Origin of the sequence: Mesorhizobium sp. L103C105A0 (assembly GCF_000502215.1) — a bacterium.
In the GTDB taxonomy this organism is placed as follows: Bacteria; Pseudomonadota; Alphaproteobacteria; order Rhizobiales; family Rhizobiaceae; genus Mesorhizobium.
In genome coordinates this window covers 47,912-63,269 of sequence record NZ_AYXF01000019.1, presented here as the reverse complement: position 1 = coordinate 63,269, position 15,358 = coordinate 47,912, and the positions used below count along the sequence as shown (strand labels likewise).

At 58.9% G+C, this 15,358-nt stretch carries 12 protein-coding genes, 1 pseudogene and 1 riboswitch; of the genes and pseudogenes, 3 read left to right on the top strand and 10 right to left on the bottom strand.

Translation table 11 applies throughout. The features are described from left to right. Nucleotides 1–19: 19 nt before the first annotated feature. Nucleotides 20–625, bottom strand: a pseudogene (locus X727_RS1000000167270) (pitrilysin family protein); the annotation flags it as partial. A gap of 1,026 nt (nt 626–1,651) precedes the next feature. After that, nucleotides 1,652–1,879, bottom strand: a complete 228-nt coding sequence (locus X727_RS136820) for a hypothetical protein (protein WP_245260682.1) — start codon at nt 1,877–1,879, stop codon at nt 1,652–1,654. 372 nt (nt 1,880–2,251) lie between these two features. Here X727_RS136820 and X727_RS136825 point away from each other — a divergent pair, with 372 nt between their 5' ends. Continuing rightward, nucleotides 2,252–2,464 carry a cold-shock protein gene (locus X727_RS136825; RefSeq protein WP_023835316.1) on the top strand — a complete coding sequence of 71 codons (213 nt, stop codon included), beginning with the start codon at nt 2,252–2,254 and terminating at the stop codon, nt 2,462–2,464. 226 nt (nt 2,465–2,690) lie between these two features. Here the strand turns inward: X727_RS136825 and X727_RS136830 are convergent, their stop codons facing one another. Next, entirely contained in the window at nt 2,691–3,164 is a 474-nt protein-coding gene (locus tag X727_RS136830) for a MucR family transcriptional regulator (protein WP_023702968.1), read from the bottom strand. Between the two features lie 330 nt (nt 3,165–3,494). Further along, on the bottom strand, nt 3,495–3,773 hold the full coding sequence (locus tag X727_RS1000000168220; RefSeq protein WP_155923630.1) for a hypothetical protein: 279 nt from the start codon (nt 3,771–3,773) through the stop codon (nt 3,495–3,497). Nucleotides 3,774–4,323: 550 nt separating this feature from the next. Here X727_RS1000000168220 and X727_RS1000000168215 point away from each other — a divergent pair. Next, nucleotides 4,324–5,328, top strand: a complete 1,005-nt coding sequence (locus X727_RS1000000168215) for a glycosyltransferase family 10 (protein ID WP_155923629.1) — start codon at nt 4,324–4,326, stop codon at nt 5,326–5,328. A 136-nt stretch (nt 5,329–5,464) separates the two neighbouring features. Here the strand turns inward: X727_RS1000000168215 and X727_RS136835 are convergent, their stop codons facing one another. Continuing rightward, nucleotides 5,465–5,818, bottom strand: coding sequence for a hypothetical protein (locus tag X727_RS136835; protein WP_023671848.1), 354 nt, complete (start codon nt 5,816–5,818; stop codon nt 5,465–5,467). A 910-nt stretch (nt 5,819–6,728) separates the two neighbouring features. On the opposite strand from X727_RS136835, the gene X727_RS136840 reads away from it, so the two are divergent. Next, entirely contained in the window at nt 6,729–7,784 is a 1,056-nt protein-coding gene (locus X727_RS136840) for a cytochrome-c peroxidase (protein ID WP_023685632.1), read from the top strand. Nucleotides 7,785–8,221: 437 nt separating this feature from the next. Here the strand turns inward: X727_RS136840 and metE are convergent, their stop codons facing one another. The 5 genes from metE to X727_RS1000000167260 all read right to left on the bottom strand — a co-directional run bounded on the left by metE (nt 8,222) and on the right by X727_RS1000000167260 (nt 15,306). Further along, the gene (metE, locus tag X727_RS136845; protein WP_031204787.1) at nt 8,222–10,573 is read right to left on the bottom strand and encodes a 5-methyltetrahydropteroyltriglutamate--homocysteine S-methyltransferase; all 2,352 of its coding nucleotides are present in this window, start codon (nt 10,571–10,573) and stop codon (nt 8,222–8,224) included. Between the two features lie 93 nt (nt 10,574–10,666). Then, a riboswitch (cobalamin riboswitch) is annotated at nt 10,667–10,869 on the bottom strand. A 408-nt stretch (nt 10,870–11,277) separates the two neighbouring features. After that, nucleotides 11,278–12,273, bottom strand: coding sequence for an adenosine kinase (locus X727_RS136855; protein ID WP_023835312.1), 996 nt, complete (start codon nt 12,271–12,273; stop codon nt 11,278–11,280). 108 nt (nt 12,274–12,381) lie between these two features. After that, on the bottom strand, nt 12,382–13,557 hold the full coding sequence (gene metK / locus X727_RS136860; protein WP_023724681.1) for a methionine adenosyltransferase: 1,176 nt from the start codon (nt 13,555–13,557) through the stop codon (nt 12,382–12,384). Nucleotides 13,558–13,610: 53 nt separating this feature from the next. Further along, the gene (glyA, locus tag X727_RS136865; RefSeq protein ID WP_023671842.1) at nt 13,611–14,948 is read right to left on the bottom strand and encodes a serine hydroxymethyltransferase; all 1,338 of its coding nucleotides are present in this window, start codon (nt 14,946–14,948) and stop codon (nt 13,611–13,613) included. Between the two features lie 28 nt (nt 14,949–14,976). Further along, entirely contained in the window at nt 14,977–15,306 is a 330-nt protein-coding gene (locus tag X727_RS1000000167260) for a winged helix-turn-helix domain-containing protein (RefSeq protein WP_245261427.1), read from the bottom strand. Nucleotides 15,307–15,358 lie beyond the last annotated feature (52 nt).

The window sequence follows — 15,358 nt, the reverse complement described above, 5'->3', positions numbered from 1 at the left end:
TACTAGCCGGGCTCGACCGGCGGTTGCGCGCGGGCAGGTCCGGCCCGCGCGCACAACCCTGCCAAAGGTCTTCGCGGCCAGCGCCTGGTTCTACGTGCCGGCCACCGCGTCGTTCGGTCGGCAATATTTGTTGTAGATCGTGAATGCGTCGGTGCCGTTCAGCTTCTCCATCTCCTGTATCCAGCCGTTGACCGGAATGCGGTAGGGCTGGTTCGGCCGCAATGTCGCGTTGACCTCCTCGTCCAGCAGACCTGCGGGTTCGTCTCTCTGCGCCAACGGCGCTCCTCCAGGATCACTTTTCGCTCGGTCTTGATATCATCCTCGTTGAGGATGAGGTTGAACATGCGATCGGCCTCGAAGCCCATCATCTCGCCCAAACGAGTCATAGGCGGTGAGGGCGTTATTGTAGCCGCCACTCACTTAGACGGCTCGGTGAACTCGCTGTCGGCGCGGTTGGGCGTCGCCCTAAAGATCAGACGCTCGAGGAAATGGGCAAGTCCGGATTTGCCGGGTGGCTCGTCGGCGCTGCCGACCTTGTACCAGACCATATGAGTGATGAATGGCGCGCGGTGATCGGGGATGTCGACCCTTCCATGCCATTGCCGAGCAGGAAATCCGTAATCATGCCGCCGTCAGTGGCGGCCAGAGCGGGAGCGATCGTCGCCAGGGCTAGGGCGGTGGCAGTGAATGCCTTGCGCAGCCAGGGGGCGATCGATGGCTCCGGTTGGAAAGGCAAGTTTCGAGGCAGTGATTTGTTCCTCAGTTTCCTGAACGGGCTGCGTCTTCGATCCCCGTGGGAGGATCGGCGGGCAGGCCGAGCCAGATGAATCATGCGGCCAAGGCTCACTCGAGCCTCATCTTGGGAAGAGCCCAGGAGACCGGCGGCGGTGTTCTTGGGGGGATGGTCATTGGATGGATTTTCCTTGATCCGCGACGCCTTGCGGACGACCACGCATGCACCGTGCCAGATCAGAAAACATTCGAGGCATGTGGACAAGTCAGTCTGACATGTTGTGCATCCGACATTGTGGGCCATCGAACAGGGCTGAAGGCGACGCGAGCACGGCTGAGAATATCTTCTTCATTGGAAGACGCTTGGGCGCGCTGCTGGGGAATGGGGACAGGATGCGCTTCGAAGGCCGCTGCACCGACGGTCAGAATTGAAATGTTGTCGCTCCAGCGGACCGATGTCCTCGACAGTCAGACCGGGCGGTGCTGAAGGGTAGAGGCGTGAGCAGCGTAGCTAAGTGGGCGCGGACCCAGCTCGCGCGCGAAGACGGACCTGAAAAAAAACGGCGGGTGGCGACATTCGCGAGGCGCTGGAGGTCGTAGGACTGGGCGGGAAAAACGATGCCGTTGCTCTCTTCTGGCGTGATGGCCTGCCGCGAGGCCGTTGAACTTGGTGAGTTGCTGCGGGAAGGGGAGTGTTTTCGCGGGGACCTTGGTCAACGTAAGAAACAAACTTCGAGCTCGCCTTGGATGGGGGCATGCAGCCGCCGCTGCAGGACAGCAGCACGGAAGCTGTCCGCGCTTGCCGTCGTCCCTGGGCACCAAACAGCAGAATTTAGCGGTCGCGATTGATTTCATGTGCGTAAAATACCGCCTGGTGCGCTCGGCTGCAAATGCATGCCTGGCGGAGTGGTCGCTTAGGTCAAGAGCATCGCGTGAGTAACAGCCTGACCTTGCTCAATCTGATGCGCGCTAACCGCCTCGCCGGATTGTGGAACTGCTCGCGGGTGGCTTCTACCACAAACAGCAAGGTCATGAAATCAAGCAGGAAGTCGTCAATCGCTTGGGCGATTGTTTCTGACTTGCCCTTGAACTGGTCCAGCAAAACGCGCGCGCTATCGATCGCTTCCACGCTGGTCGCATCGATCAACCCCTCGACCCTCTTGAAACAATCCAACTCGAAACTCCTTAAGGCGCTCCCAAGGTGTTATGCACGAAGGCAGCTCCGTGAACTACCCGGCCTTTTGACCTGGCGGCACGAGCAGCGGTCGGCCTTACGTCCCGCGCCTCCAAACACGAGCCATCGACGTGGCGCTGAGGAGCGTTGGAAGAAATTGGGCGCTTCCGGCCACGCTCGAGCGGTAGTGTGGACAGTGCTTGCTGGCGGCTACGCCCACAATGGAGTGCGCCAGCTGATCGGGGCTTAACAATTTTTCGCTTTTTACTGCGCCCAACTCTCGGCTATGACTCGGACAGGCCTAATGGCCTGCCCACGTTGCATTGTAAAAGAAGGAACAAGTATATGCCGACTGGAACGGTAAAGTGGTTCAACAGCACCAAGGGGTTTGGATTTATCCAGCCCGACAATGGCGGTACGGATGTTTTCGTCCACATTTCCGCTGTCGAACGCGCGGGCCTCTCGACCCTCGCTGACGGCCAGAAGATCAACTATGAGATCGAGCAGGATCGCCGCACTGGCAAGTCCTCCGCTGGCAGCCTCAGCAAAGCTGGTTGAAATTTTCTCCTGCGAAGTCGCAAGAGTGGGCGTGTAGGCCCGGAAGTGCTCACTGCCGCTCGATAGGGACGAGCAAAAAGTGAGGGCAGCAGATTGCTGCATGGGTCGCGAATTCCTCATGAAACAAGTTCTTGGAAAGGAAGGCGGGGTTGGCCCCGCCTTTTTTATGCGACGCCCAGACCAAGCCGACGGCTGCAACGCTGCAGAGGAATTTCAATTGCCGCAATCAAGCCGCGACCTTCTTGCGAGTTCGCTTCGTCGGCACCGGCGCTTCCGGCTCTTTCGGCGCTTTCGGTTTGCGGCCGAGCCCCATCGTTTTCGCCAGTGACGAACGCTTCGCGGCGTAGTTCGGCGCCACCATGGGATAATCCACCGGCAGACCCCATTTGGCCCGATATTCACCCGGCGTCAGCCCATAGTGGGTCGACAGATGGCGCTTTAAAGATTTGAATTTCTTCCCGTCTTCAAGGGAGATGATGTAGTCCGGTGTCACCGACTTCCTGATCGGGACTGCAGGCGTAAGGGCAACCGGCTCTTGTGCAGAGATACCTCCGGCCGTCGCTCTCAGAGCCGCATGCACTTGGCCGATGAGGGCAGGGAGATCCCCCACCGGGATCGGATTGTTGGACACGTAGGCCGACACGACGTCGGCGGCAAGCTCAATGAGGGTGTCGACGTTTTTTCCGGCTTCTTCTGTCATGAAACTCTCCAGGCGGTGAAACATAGTCAGCGAAGCGTCGCTTCATAGGGCCGGTTGCCGCTGAAAGCAACAATGTCTCTGACTGCGTTATTGCCAATGCTCGTCCAGAAGCGACATCGATGCGCCATATTTGGCGGCGTGACCGCTGAGCCACTCGTTGTTGGCGACCCTGCCGAGGTGCGTGGCGCGTGCCGCTCTAACTTAGCGCCGAAGTTGCTAGTAGCCTCGAGGCTAAGCGCGCTGTTTTTGTCTCGCTTTGCTTCTTTGCAATGTGAAATCGACCGATAGTGGTCGCTTGATGGTGGGCGTCAGGGACGATGGAACAAACGTTCATTGGCAATGGCCAAAGTGATGTAAGTTCATCGCCGGTGAGCCGCTCTTGCAAAGGGGCTGGGAACCGCCGCTGATAAACTTAGGACATAAATGTATTTCGAGGCGTTTCTTAGCCGGTCCTGGAGAGGCGGCAATGGCTGCGGATGACACCTGTTCCACGATATCAAACAGCGCGGCGACCGGCAGCTTCTCGAATCTGGAGCGGCTTCTCGCAAGTTGGCGCCGCGCCGAGAGGCCGGGCAAGGACAGTGAGCCGCCTGCATCAATCATACGCATCAACCAGCCAGCGACGCGTCCTCATACAGAATGCCGCGACCGGCCGTGTGATCTCGCCGGTAGTCGCCGAGGCCCTCTGCATGAAGCCTCCGGATGTGCTGACGATGAACCAGGCCAGAAAGGTCGACGTCCTGAAGCAGGGATGACATGAGTTTGCCACTATGCGCAGGCTTGCCATGCCCTTCCGCGGCATTTTGCGGGGCCTGTGAGTTGGGCAAGCTCGGCACTTCGATCGACTTGGCGTCACCCGGCTCATCGCCATCACGCGTTTCGGTCTGGTCCTACGCCGTGACGTTGACTCCGTTCGCGATGCCATTGCTGCCGTGGAGAACGGCCGAGGCGGAAGGGCTGATCAACCGCCTGAAGACGATCAAACGTACCATTAGGCAGCGCCGGCTGCGAACTCCTTAGGCACGCATGCTGCCACTCAGCCGGCCTGATCACCACACGAAGCGAGGAAGAACCTGGTCAAGTGCAAAGCGACAATTGCCTCGACAGCAGGTCCCGGAAGGTTTATGCTGCCCGATGTTACCGCAATCCTGAATGGCGATTGAGTACCTTCACGAGTGAAGGGAGTGGAACTGCTTTGTCGGCCAAATTGTTGACGGAACGCCCGGCGCCCATTGTTGCTACATGTCTAGATTCTTGGGGCGTTTTGGATGATGCAATCCACCACCTCACTCCAAAGGGCAGTGGAATCTGGAACAATGTCGCTTTTGTACGCACGACATCCTTCGTGCCCGATTGGCATATTGTCTTTAACTCTGCTTCTCTTTTTGGGCTCCCTGTTGATATCGAGGCGAGCCCCAACAGGACAATTTTTGCAATCGGCGAACCGCCGACGAAAGCTCATCGTGCATTTCATGAAGGGCAGGGGAAAGATACTATCGTCCTGACGTCTGACGCAGAGCTGGTTGCTCGGCAGAATGCAGCTCGCCGATTCGTTTTGTCTCCACCGATCACTCGGTCTTGGTCTGTAAACAAGACATATGACCAACTTCTGGTCAGCGAAGTCATGGATAAGCCACTTCGGCTCTCATGGATTACCAGTAACATCGCCCTGCTTAAAGGACATCGGTATCGGCTGGCGTTTCTGGAACGGCTAAGAAAGGAGCTCGATTTTGACCTGTTCGGCCGAGGTTTTCGGCTGATTGGAGATAAATGGAACGCACTCGCACCTTATCGCTACAGTATAGCGTTCGAAAATACTCGTGCTGATTACTATTTTACAGAGAAGCTTATGGACTGCTTCGTCGCTGAAACAATGCCGATCTATTACGGCAGCCCGGCAATCACGAGGTTCTTCCCTTCGGACTCTATGGTTCTGATTGACCCAGAGGACAAGAACGTAATCCAAAAAATTCAAGAAATTATCAACTCAGACCTCTGGAAGGAACGTCGCGGCGCAATAAGAGAGGCGAAGCGGCTAGTCCTCGAGAAATATAATACGTTTGCCTATCTCGCGGGCTTCATCGAAAGCGTTCAGGATAAACCCTTACCGCCAGAAATTATACACATCGAATCGCCTGAAGTTGATTTTTCGATAGACGAATGAAGTACTCCAACGCTCGCTCCGCGTGCCCGGCGGTTGGTGGTCTCACGAGATCGGTGCGGAACGCCCGGCGGAGAATGCCTGCTGCGCAAACGGGCCGGCACGGGCGCACAAGGTCATGCGCCCCGGCTGCCGCTAATCAGACGAACTGGGGAAGGCCAGGAACGGAATTGAGGACCTCGTCCACGAGTTCGTCGCCGGCATGTTCCTTGGCGCAGGCGATCGTCTCGTTGGCGAGGGCGGCGATCTTTGCCATGCTGAGACCCTCACTCATCAATTGCTGCCCGAGCCCCATAAGGCCGCCACCCTCTGGGTCGTCGCCATGATACTTCGCTACTAATTCCGAAGCTCCCGGAATGGCCTCGATCATGCGCGCGCCGGGACCGTCGGCCGCGTGGCTCCGCAGGAAACCCAGCATTAACCCAACGGCCTTCTCTGCGACAGCCGGGCCGATGCCGGCACCAGTGGCGATGCGCGGTAAGATTTCTTCCATGCAGGGTCTCTCTCTGTTTGATTACGTTTACAAGGGGCCGGTCCGGCGCCCCGCGCCTTTGGCCGAACCACAATTGAACTCCACAAAATAGGCCAGCGGAGGTGCTATTGCGCCTAAAACCGCCTCTGTCAACGCAAGCTGCGTCGGACGTGCGTGTTTCCCAAACCGAAGATCATTCCAATTCACTTCATTACGCACTGGCAACCGCACAGTTTGCGGTGGCTCGCTTATGAGCCAATGCCCCGCGCCCGTCAAATGATGACGACAACATGGTCATCGCCTAGGATCTGTGTATCAAGGTGTGAGGCAGTTGCAGCGGGTGGACCTGCTCAAGCGCCGCGCCATCCTCGCGTGATGGGATGTTCGTAGAAGCGGAGCTATATGCCGGTGTGACGATCGATGAAGGCAGAACGGCTATTCCGCTACGACCTCCATACTGTCGCATAGACCGTCGCTGCTTAGGTATTGAAACCGCCATCGCTGGTGACATCACAATGTGCAGTCGGCGGGTGTCGACGAGGCCGATTCACGCAATCAGCAGGTCAGGAGGAACGAATGAACCCTGACGTTTCAGAAGCTCACTTTTCGCAAGGCGTGCAGCGCACATCGTGCAAGAGATTGCCAGTCTTGCGGATGCTGTCGACTTTCTCAACCTTGGCTGGAAGATCGCAGTGACCGAATCTACGAAGCCGCCCTCAGGGCGTGCTTTGATGCATAAAACCGGTTGCCAACCAGGGATACTCCTCCTCCCTGAAGTCCAATCGAGAAGAGCGATCACTTCCAGAGGGTCCCAGCTCAGCTGCGAAAACAGGTGTGAGACCCCGTCCTCTCCCTCAAGCTGATCTAGCTCAGGGCGTTCATGAGCCGCAGATCGCATAATGGCTGCGTGGACGACGCAGGAAGACCAATTATGAAAATCCTATTCAGTACGATGGCTGTCACCTTGCTGGCACCCACCGCCTTTGCTGCGGATTCGATCCCCACCGACCTCAGAGATACGGCATTGGCCACCTTCACGGCTTTGCCATCCACCACGCCGACAGTCGCCAACAACCCGATCACCCCGGAAAAGATCGCTCTCGGCAAGGCACTGTTCTTCGATCCACGCGTCTCGGCGTCAGGCGTCTTGTCGTGCAATTCATGCCACAACCTGGCCACCGGCGGCGACGACAATCACGAAACCTCGATTGGCCATGGTTGGCAGAAGGGACAGCGCAACGCGCCGACTGTACTGAACGCTGTCTTCAACATCGCCCAGTTCTGGGATGGTCGTGCCGAAGACCTGAAGGCTCAGGCGAAGGGACCGGTCCAAGCCGGGATCGAAATGGCCAATACACCGGGCCAACTCATCGCCACTCTCAAGTCCATGCCGCAATATGTCGAGTGGTTCGATGCAGCTTTTCCGGCTGAAGCCGATCGGGTCACCTTCGACAACTTCGCCAAGGCGATCGAAGCCTTCGAGGCGACACTGGTCACACCTGCCCCGTTCGACAGCTTCCTGAATGGTGATGAGGTTGCCATGACTTCCGAACAGAAACAGGGCCTGGTGCTTTTCATGGACAAAGGCTGCTCGTCCTGCCATGCCGGCATCAACGTTGGTGGGCAAGCCTATTACCCATTCGGCCTCGTGGAACGGCCCAGCGCCGAAGTCCTGCCGGACAAAGACAAGGGCCGATTTGAGGTCACCAATGCAGCCGACGATTCCTATGTCTTCCGCGTGGCGCCGCTGCGCAACGTTGCACTCACCGCGCCATACTTTCATTCGGGCAAGGTTTGGGATCTGAAACAGGCCGTCGCCATTATGGGGACCACCCAGCTCGGCGTAGTACTGGCGGACGAAGAAGTTGACCTGCTTGTTGCCTTCCTCAACTCGCTGACCGGAGAGGCACCTGACGTCGCCTATCCCATCTTACCCTCAGAAACGGCGACAACGCCCCGGCCTGTAACGCAGATCTCAGGAAAATAAGGGCCAACTGGCTGCGGACTCGCAATCGAAAATGATTGGCGATTTTTACTTGGCGACACGAATTGCGACGTCCATCTCCGAATTGGCGGGACGCTAGCGATACCCGAACCCTGCCACCTCGCCCGTAGTCTGCGCGATCAACTGGGGGCGGACAGACGCAGCACCATATATTGTCGCTGCCTGAGCGAACGCGCCAAGCAGTCTACTTTGAGAAACGACGCGTGTCCGATTTGTTCGAGGCGCGGGGCCTGTATGTCCCCAAGGAACCGATATTATAGCGTAGTGCCACATTTATATTTCTGCGGGATTAAGACACGTCCGTAGGGAAATTGCGCATTTGCGCCGAGTGGCTCATTTCCAAGAGTGTGATCGGTTTGGCATATTCCCGGCCGACATCCGCCAGCCGGCAACTCCCCACACGGTGAGGAAGAGAAGCCTCACGCCTGCACTTTCTGCCGGAGCGCGCGTGCTGCAGCGACCATGTTAATGAGGGCAGGGCGGACCTCCTCCCATTTGCGTGTTTTGAGGCCACAGTCCGGGTTTATCCACAGTTGGCCGTCGGACAGTCGCTCGCGGGCAAGCATGACTAAGTCCGAAATCTCGCCGACTTCCGGGACGCGTGGCGAGTGAATATCATAGACGCCAGGACCGATTTCGTTCGGATATTTGGAGCTCGTGAAGGCGTCCAACAGTTCCATCTTCGAGCGCGACGTCTCAATCGAAATGACATCCGCATCCATTCCAGCGATCGCGTGAATGATCTCGTTGAACTCCGAATAGCACATGTGGGTATGAATTTGAGTCGCGTCCTTTACACCCGTTGAAGCGATCCGGAAACATTCGACAGCCCAGTCGAGATAGACTTTCCAGTCAGATTGGCGCAGTGGCAATCCTTCGCGAAACGCGGCCTCATCGATCTGGACCATCCTTGCGCCGGATCTTTCGAGATCCGTCACTTCGTCGCGGATGGCGAGCGCGATCTGGCGGCAGGCTTCGGAGCGGGGTACGTCGTCGCGAACAAAAGACCAGTTGAGAATGGTGACTGGGCCTGTGAGCATTCCCTTCACGGGCTTTTCCGTAAGCGACTGGGCGAATTGCCACCAGCGGACTGTCATCGGATTGCGCCTCGATACGTCGCCGAAAATGATGGGGGGACGCACGTAGCGCGACCCATAGCTTTGTACCCAGGCATGCTGGGTGAGCGCGAAGCCGGACAACTGCTCGCCGAAATGCTGTACCATGTCGTTTCGCTCGAACTCACCATGCACCAGCACGTCCAGCCCGATCTCTTCCTGCCAGCGAATTGCAGCCTCGATCTCCTTCTTCAGGAACGTCTCATAGTCGACATAGCTCAGCTGGCCCTTCGCATGAGCGGCCCGCGCCTTGCGTACCTGCGGCGTCTGCGGGAAGGACCCGATGGTCGTCGTCGGGAACGGCGGCAGCCCGAGTGAGCCGGCCTGGACTCTGGAGCGCTCGCCAAAAGCGCTCTCTCGTCGCTTCGCGCTGTCCTCAATGCTAGCGATCCGCCCCTGAACAAGCGGGTCATGGATCCTCGTGGATGTCACGCGCGTGGCGGCAGCCTCGGCAGACGCTTTCAACGCGCCTTCCACCGCATCCCTGCCTTGGGACAGGGCCCGGGCCAGCAAGACCAGCTCGTCGGTCTTCTGGGCCGCGAAGGCGAGCCACGACCTGATGTCCGCGTCGAGTTCCGTCTCCATGCGCAGATCAATCGGCACATGCAGCATCGAGCAAGAAGGCGCGATCTCGACGCGGTCCAAGGGCCAGCCGGCGACGATCGGTTTGATGCGGTCGAGAATGGCGGGCAGGTTCGCACGCCAGACGTTGCGGCCATCGATCAAGCCAAGCGAGAGCACCAGATCCTTCGGAGCGAGCCGAGCCACCGTTTCCAGCTGCTCGGGAGCGCGCACGAGATCAATATGCAGGCCGGCCAGGGGCAGAGAAATCGCGGTTTCGAGATTGTCTCCCAGCGACCCGAAATACGTAGCCAGCATGATCTTCAGCTCGGGCGCGGCTTTCGACAGCTGGCCATAGGCGAATTCGAACGCAGCTCGTTCGTTCGGGTTCAGATCGAGGACAAGCGCTGGCTCATCGATCTGCACCCAGTCGGCTCCCGACAGCTTCAGCCTCTCCAGAAGCTGCTCGTAAACCGGCAGCAGCCGCGGTAGGAGCGCGATGGGACCGAACCCCTCGGCAGGCGATTTCGCCAGCTTGAGGAAGGTGATGGGTCCAAGGATGACTGGGCGTGTGTGAATGCCGAGAGCTTTAGCCTCGAGGAAGTAATCGACCGGCTTCGATGACGAGAGGGCGAACGTCTGATCATCATCGAGTTCCGGCACAATGTAGTGGTAGTTGGTGTCAAACCACTTGGTCATTTCCATCGCGGTTACACCAGGTCCATGAGCCTCCTCCTGGTAACCAGCGTGTCCACAATCCTGCGTCTGACCCTGGTAGCCGCGCGCCATTGCGAAGTAGATGTCAAGTGGGACCTCGCCGCTATTCCAGCCGTAACGGGATGGAACGGCCCCGACCATGGCTGCGGTGTCGAGCACATGGTCGTAAAGCGAGAAGTCGTTCGACGGGATTTTCGACACGCCGCGATCGCGCTGCTCTTCCCAGCTAGCGGCACGGAGCGCCTTCGACGTCGTGAGAAGGTCGCCAGCGGACGATGTTCCGGACCAGTAGCTTTCAAGCGCGAATTTCAGTTCTCGCCGACGACCGAAGCGCGGCACGCCGAGCGTTGCTACAGGAATTTGCTGAGAGACAGTCATGTCATACCCCGATGATTGGGGCGTCGGTGACAAGGAAGGCGCTAGCAGGCCGGCATCAACGCCGGGTTGCAGCGGCCACCGAGACACCCCGCCCGTGGACGTAATTCGCGTGGCAGGTCTCCTGGCTCGCGGGGTCATAGCCTCTACCCGTCTTCCTGAGGGTATTCGCCTCAGTGACATGATTGGGGTTGGCTCGCCGCTAACAGTTGCGGGGGCAGCGCCGGCATCGCACCGGCTTCCCTCTTAGCTCCGCTGCGGCAGCGCCGCACGCGAGAACCACGACACGCAGACAATCACAGCTGTTCGCCCTTTTGTCAATGACGCATAACGAAATGTTTATGTCGTTATGTGATCGCGCTTTTACGCCTTTGTCTAGCATTGTGAAATATTCAGTCTGCTGCCCGCATTCGGCATCGTGGGACGTGATCGCAAGTCAAGTCCGACGGACGCCGCGAGTTCTCCGTTACCTCAGGAACCTTACTGGCCTTCACCAAGCTGAGCTTCTGGAAAATGCTGGTGACGATCTGGATGACGGTGAATGCCGTCATGGCAAGCACGCCTTGCACCGCTCCTCCAGCGAGCTTCACGGCAGCAGCATGGGTCAGTTCTCCGAAGCGAATGGCTGTCGCTATCAGCGAGCTTTGACACAGTTCCGCCACTGCGGTCATCGCGTCAGTAGGGCGGCTGGTTAGTTGCCGGCGCATCTACAGCAACCCAGCCCCTTCCGCCTCGCGGCGCAAATTCTGCCTTGGCCTTGGGCCGATCTGCTGGATCACCAGGCCGGCCGCCAGCGAGCCAAGGTCGCCGCAGGTCTTGAGGTTGCGGCCCTGCGTGTAGCCATGCAGGAAACCGGCGGCGTAGAGGTCGCCGGCGCCGGTGGTGTCGACCAACTCCTTGATGACGGTCGCCTCGATGACCACGGTCTCGTCGCCGCGCACGATCACCGAGCCTTTTTCGGAACGGGTGACGGCGGCAATCTTGCAGTCCTTGCGGATCTGAGCCAGCGCCTCGTCGAAGGATTTTGTCTGGTAGAGCGACTTGATCTCGTGGCTGTTGGCAAAGACGATGTCGACAGTGCCCGAGCGCATCAGCNGCTCGAGGAACTCGTCCCGGTAGCGGTCGACGCAGAACGAATCCGACAACGTCATCGACACTTCGCGTCCGGCCTCGTGTGCGAGCTTCGCCGTCTGCCGGATCGCCTCCTTGGCGCGCGGCGGATCCCACAAATAGCCCTCGAAATAGGTAACCTTGGCGCCGGATGCCTTGTCGGCCTCGACATCCTCAGGGCCAAGCTCGACGCAGGCGCCGAGATAGGTGTTCATCGAGCGCTCGCCGTCGGGCGTGACGAAGATCATAGAGCGCGCCGTCGGCGGCTCGCCCTTGAGCGGCCTGGTGTCGAAGGCGACACCCTGGGCATGGATATCGTGCGCATAGATTTCGCCCAGCGCATCGTTGGAGACCTTGCCGAAGAAGGCGGCGCGTCCGCCGAAGCTGGCTACGCCGGCCGCCGTGTTGCCGGCACTGCCGCCGGAGGCCTCGATCGCCGGGCCCATGCGGTTGTAGAGCAGTTCGGCGCGGCGCGTGTCGATCAGGTTCATCGCGCCCTTGATGATGCCGTTGATCTCGAGGAATGCCTCGTCGCACTGGGCGATGATGTCGACAATGGCATTGCCGATGCAAAGCACGTCATAATCCGGCATCAATGTCTCCGCCAAAAAACCCGAGCCGGCTTCTCGCCACGCCTGCCAGGCGCGGGTCTGCCCGGTGGAAATGGGCTTTCCGCTTGCCAATCCGTTCGCCGGCGGCTCTCACGGGGCGGCGAGTCCTGCCTCGCGACGCAATTCCTCCGCCCTGTCTGTCTTCTCCCAGGTGAAATCAGGCTCTTCACGGCCGAAATGGCCATAGGTCGCTGTATTGCGGTATATAGGGCGTAAGAGATCAAGCATCTTGATAATGCCTTTCGGTCTGAGATCGAACAACTCAAGAATGAGGCGCTCGATCCTGCTTTCCTCAACCCTGGCTGTCCCGAACGTGTTGACCATGACGGAAACCGGACTGGCCACGCCGATTGCGTAAGCAAGCTGCACCTCGCACACGTCCGCAAGTCCGCTAGCGACGATGTTCTTTGCGACATAGCGGGCTGCATAGGCAGCCGAGCGGTCAACCTTGGACGGGTCCTTGCCCGAGAAGGCGCCGCCGCCATGACGACCCATCCCGCCATAGGAATCGACGATGATCTTGCGTCCAGTGAGACCGCAGTCGCCGCGCGGCCCGCCGACTACGAACCGCCCCGTCGGGTTGACCAGAATTCTGATGCCTTCCGTCTCCAGGTGGGTCGGCAGGACAGGCTTTATGATTTCCTCAATGACGCCCTCGCGGACAGTCTCTTGCGAGACCTGCTCGTCATGTTGCGTCGACACGACGATGGTATCCAGGGCGACCGGGCGCAACCCCTCATAGCGCACTGAGACTTGGGATTTCATGTCAGGACGCAACCAGCCAAGCTGTTGTGCCTTCCGGACATACGCCTGCCGTTTCGTCAAGCGATGAGCGAGCTGGATCGGCAAAGGCATCAGGGTATCGGTTTCGCGGCATGCGTAGCCGAACATGAGGCCCTGATCTCCCGCTCCCTGCTGGAGGTCTTGCCCTCTTCCCTCGTCAACGCCTTGGCTGATGTCGGGCGACTGCTCGGTGAGGGCATGAACGACGGAGCAACGCCGGCCGTCAAAGCCGACGGCCTCGTCGTCGTACCCAATGTCGAGAATCGTATCGCGCGCAACTTGGCTGTAATCCACCTGGGCATCGCTGGTGATCTCGCCAGCCAGAACGACTATCCCTGATTTTACCAACGCTTCACAGGCGACGCGCGCCTTGGGATCTGTGTGGAGGATGGCATCGAGGATGGCATCCGAGATGTTGTCGGCCAACTTATCCGGGTGCCCCGCGCCAACCGATTCGGAAGAGAACACGAACTGCCTAGCCATGAATACCTCGCTTCGGATGTTGGATGTGGTATGGGCATTTTGCTTGGCCCACCTTACTTGTCGGAGATGCCCGGGACCTCGAACGCAGCGCACAAGTCGGCAACGTCTCTTCGCACGCAGGCATGGAGATCTTCGTCGTCTGGCCGCTGGAGGACGGAGTCAATGAAGCCAGCAATTTGCACCATTTCCACATCGCGCATGCCCATTGACGTCACTGCTGGCGCCCCCAGGCGAATTCCGCTTGTGACCGCCGGATGCCGCGGGTCGCCAGGCACCATATTAAAGTTTGTGATGATTCCTGCCTTTGCTAGTCGCTCGGCATAGGCCTTGCCCGATAGTGGCCGATCGCGAAGATCAAGGATCAGCATGTGATTGTCCGTCCCCCCGGTAACCAGGTCATAACCTCGCTCAAGCAGTGCATGTGCCAGAGCCTTGGCATTCTTGACCGTCTGTTGGCCGTAGCTTCGGAAGGACGGGTTCGCGGCTTCGTGCAAGGCAACCGCTAGCGCAGCGATGGCATTCATGTGAGGTCCGCCTTGCAGGTGAGGGAAGACCGCCCGGTCTATTCGTCTGGCGAGATTGTATTTGCTCTTTGTATGATACAGGGCCTGATAGCGATCTTCGTTCCTTGACAAAATGAAGCCACCGCGGGGACCGCGGATCGACTTGTGGGACGTGCTGCTGACCACGTCGCAATGGCCCACGGGATTCGGGTGCGCTCCCGCGGCAATCAGGCCGCTGATGTGCGCAATGTCGGCTACGAGATAGGAGTTCGCTTCCAGGGCAATTTCTGCCATTGCCGCGTAGTCAAAGACACGCGGGTAAGCGGTTCCGCCGACCCAAATGAGCCGCGGCCGTTCCCGCTTGGCTGTCTCGCGCAAGCGGTCATAGTCAATCTGCTGTGTCTTTTCATCTAGTCCATAGGGCACGCGTTGATAGTCAGTTCCGGAAAAGTTGATGGCCCAACCATGAGTCAGATGCCCCCCTTCCGGAAGGGGCAAGCCCATGACTTTGTCACCGGGACTCAAAAGCGCACGATAGACAGCCTGGTTGGCCGGCGAGCCGGAATAAGGCTGGACGTTGGCATGCTCGCTGCCAAATAGCGTTTTCAGGCGCCCAATGGCCAGATCCTCAAGCTCATCAACGATCTCGTTTCCAGCGTAGTAGCGCGCGCCGGGGTACCCCTCGGCGTACTTGTTCGTGAAAATCGAGCCGTTCGCTTCCAGCACGGCCGAGGACGCAAAGTTCTCTGAGGCGATGAGCTTGAGGGTCGTCCGCTCCTGCCGCTCCTGTCTCAGAAGCAGCTCGTGGACGCGGCAATCAACCGCGGCCAAGGAAGACCGCCCGTGGGTGTCCGGCTGTGCGATCGCGCCGTCTGCGGAGTTGTCCATGGTAGCTTCGCGCTCCAATTGGATTGACCTATTTCACGATCAAGCACGCGGTCCCTTTCGGCCGCGTGTCTCGTACCGCTTCGAGCCGCTGCAGGTCCTGTTTATGATAGCCGTCGCGATGGGGCAGGAGATCGACCAATAATTGAACCAGCCCGCCGTCGTTGGATCCTGCGTTGAGATGGTACGAGCGCCACGGAGGCTGTTCGTTGCAGCAAAGAAAGTCGGCTCTGGCGAGCAGCCGGACGTGTCGCGCAACCCGCTCTCGACACACGCTCAGAATCTCCGCTAGCTCGCAGACAGTTAGGTCCGCATGCGCACAAAGGCCCAGGATTCGAAGGCGGTCAGGATGCGCTGCCATGCGTAGGCGACTAACCAGTGTCATCATGGCTCAGGACCAAGTCCTACCGAAT

Excerpts from the sequence above, each read along its gene's own strand:
- X727_RS136825 (WP_023835316.1), top strand. The coding sequence starts at position 2,252 with ATGCCGACTGGAACGGTAAAGTGGTTCAACAGCACCAAGGGGTTTGGA.
- X727_RS136830 (WP_023702968.1), bottom strand. The coding sequence starts at position 3,164 with ATGACAGAAGAAGCCGGAAAAAACGTCGACACCCTCATTGAGCTTGCC.
- X727_RS1000000168220 (WP_155923630.1), bottom strand. The coding sequence starts at position 3,773 with ATGCGTATGATTGATGCAGGCGGCTCACTGTCCTTGCCCGGCCTCTCG.
- X727_RS136835 (WP_023671848.1), bottom strand. The coding sequence starts at position 5,818 with ATGGAAGAAATCTTACCGCGCATCGCCACTGGTGCCGGCATCGGCCCG.
- X727_RS136840 (WP_023685632.1), top strand. The coding sequence starts at position 6,729 with ATGAAAATCCTATTCAGTACGATGGCTGTCACCTTGCTGGCACCCACC.
- metE (WP_031204787.1), bottom strand. The coding sequence starts at position 10,573 with ATGACTGTCTCTCAGCAAATTCCTGTAGCAACGCTCGGCGTGCCGCGC.
- metK (WP_023724681.1), bottom strand. The coding sequence starts at position 13,557 with ATGGCTAGGCAGTTCGTGTTCTCTTCCGAATCGGTTGGCGCGGGGCAC.
- glyA (WP_023671842.1), bottom strand. The coding sequence starts at position 14,948 with ATGGACAACTCCGCAGACGGCGCGATCGCACAGCCGGACACCCACGGG.
- X727_RS1000000167260 (WP_245261427.1), bottom strand. The coding sequence starts at position 15,306 with ATGGCAGCGCATCCTGACCGCCTTCGAATCCTGGGCCTTTGTGCGCAT.